2 protein-coding genes are annotated in these 2,381 nt (G+C 50.1%); both read left to right on the forward strand.

Annotated elements, in window-relative coordinates:
* Positions 1-139 precede the first annotated feature (139 nt).
* Complete coding sequence (istA, locus tag B5E43_RS14680) at positions 140-1,453, forward strand: IS21 family transposase (protein ID WP_087397908.1); 1,314 nt, start codon at positions 140-142, stop codon at positions 1,451-1,453.
* On the forward strand, positions 1,450-2,259 hold the full coding sequence (locus B5E43_RS14685; RefSeq protein WP_087397910.1) for an ATP-binding protein: 810 nt from the start codon (positions 1,450-1,452) through the stop codon (positions 2,257-2,259). The genes istA and B5E43_RS14685 overlap by 4 nt, the downstream gene beginning before the upstream one ends.
* Positions 2,260-2,381 lie beyond the last annotated feature (122 nt).

The raw sequence follows: 2,381 nt of genomic DNA on the forward strand, positions 1-2,381 counted from the left end.
TATTCGGGTCGGGCGAAACTAACCTTCAAGTGTCGGGAGTTCGCAGCCACACCTAGTCGGAAAAGATAAAGCCACTACCGATGCTCTTTTAAATCCTGTACACTGGAAAGTGCCAACAACCCAGCGGAAAGGAAAAGCGATGAAAGAGCAAAATGGTAATGGCTTTGCACCAAGTATAGCACAAGCCATAGAAGAAATGAAGGCAGAACAGGGAGACTCCTTTTCTTTGGAACGCATCAACTTAGCGGAGTTAGAACGACGAACCGGCGTATCTCGTAGCAGACTGCGCAGACTCAAGAGAAACGGCTTTCAAGACTTGCCTCGCAGCACCAAAGGCAGTAGACATAAGGTCACAAAACTCAGCGGTTATACTGGCCTGTTGGACAGCTTGCTGCGCCAAGGCGTTAAGAATTCCTCTGTCGTATTGGAGCGTTTGAAACAGGCTGGTTTTGAAGGAGGGGCGACCATTGTAAAAGAGTATATTGCCGCGCACAAACACCTGATTCCGGCCAGACGCCAGTTGGTTGCGCCGCAGGGAAATCGTGGCCGCCGGTACGTCACAAAGCCCGGTGAAGCCTACCAGATGGACTGGGGATTCACTGATGTTCTGGATTATAATGGGCAGACCTACCGAGTTGCCTGCTTTGCCATGATCTGCCACCACTGCGGCCAGCGGTATATTGAGTTCTTCCCCAATGCCCGGCAAGAAAACCTGTTTATTGGGATGATCCATGCTTTCCAGTACATGGGGGTTCCGAGATTTGTGTTAACCGACAATATGAAGAGTGTCGTGCTGCACCGGGATCTGGAGGGACATCCAGTCTGGCAGAAAGACTATGAAACCTTTATGCAAGCCCTGGCCTTCGAGACAAAACTTTGCAAGCCACGGCATCCCTTTACCAAGGGCAAGGTGGAGCGGTTGGTTCGCTTTGTGAAAGACAATTTCCTGACTGACCGAGTATTCTGCGATCTTACAGATCTGAATTGGCAGGCGCTGGAATGGTGCAACAAACAGAACGGAACATACCGCCGTACTGTGGATGGTGCGCCTCAAAAGATTCACGAAACTGTATGCGGAGAACAGCTGCGTATGGTGCCGGAGGATGCCGTCCGATTCTATCTCTGTCCAGAAAGAAAGATCTCCTTTGACGGCTTTGTAAATTACGAGGGCAGGCGTTTCGGTGTACCCTACAGCTATCCTGGCGCAACAGCGAGAGTAGAGCGCAGCGGTGATTTATTGCGCATCTATTCTGCTGATCTGAAGGTACTGCTGGCTACACATACCGTTACCTGGAGCCGCACCGACAGTTTCTGTGAAGGACAGTACGAATCCTTGGCACAGCCAGAAGAATTTCCCACAGCGCCTGTACAAACGCAGATTTTTCAGTTACCAAAACCCTCTCAGGATCTCTCCTTTGCCAAATTCGATTTTGACAAGGAGGACCAGGTATGAAGGAAACAATCTTTGAGCAGGTGGCGTCCGCTGCTTCTGTTTTGAAGCTGGATCTTTCCGCTGAGGAATTCGCGCTGTTCGCAGAAGACCGGGAATTCTCGGAAGCGGGAATGGAGGCTGTACAGATGCTGCTCGGCTATCTCAGCGAAAAGAAACAGCAGACCACCATTCAGACCTTATTGAAGATGAGTCGTCTTCCTACAAAAGCACCCAAGACCTTTGAGAATTTTGACTTTTCGCTGCTCAAAGGGAAAGATGTGGAACGCCTGAAGGTTTTGTCCTCCTTGAACGCTATCTACTCTCACCGCAACCTGGCCTTTATTGGCCCGGCAGGCACAGGCAAAACGCATTTGGCTCAGGCTTTCGGATACGCCTGCTGCCAGCATGGGTTGAAAACCTATTTCATTAAGGCATCCGAACTCCGGGACAGATTCACGGCAGCCAGACGTTCTGGAAAGACCGATTCCTGCCTCAACGGCCTTGTGCGCCCCTCTTGCCTGATTATTGACGAGATTGGCCACTGTGCCTTTGACAAGGAGAATACCAGGCTGTTCTTTGATCTGATTGACCGGCGCTACAACAAAGAAGGCAGTTTCAATATGATCTTCACCAGCAACAAGAATCCAGCTCTCTGGCGTGAGGATTTCGAGGAAGACTCTACCTTGCTGTGCACGCTGGACCGCATCTTTGACGATGCTACTGTATTTAAGCTGCGTGGTGAAAGTTTCCGCGGAAAGAAACTGGAAACCGTCTCACTGCAAACTGGCAGGGTACCTACAGTTGAGCCGGCAGTAACGAAAGAATAACTAATCTATGAGTGCTGGGTTGTTGGCACTCTTTTTGTTTATTCTACTGGCTCTGGGGTTCGCCGACAAAAATTGGTTAAATACTCCCGACAAAATATGGTCGTGATCTCCCGGCGCCAACA

The sequence above is a fragment of the Flavonifractor sp. An100 genome (assembly GCF_002161175.1).
Classification (GTDB): domain Bacteria; phylum Bacillota; class Clostridia; order Oscillospirales; family Oscillospiraceae; genus Lawsonibacter.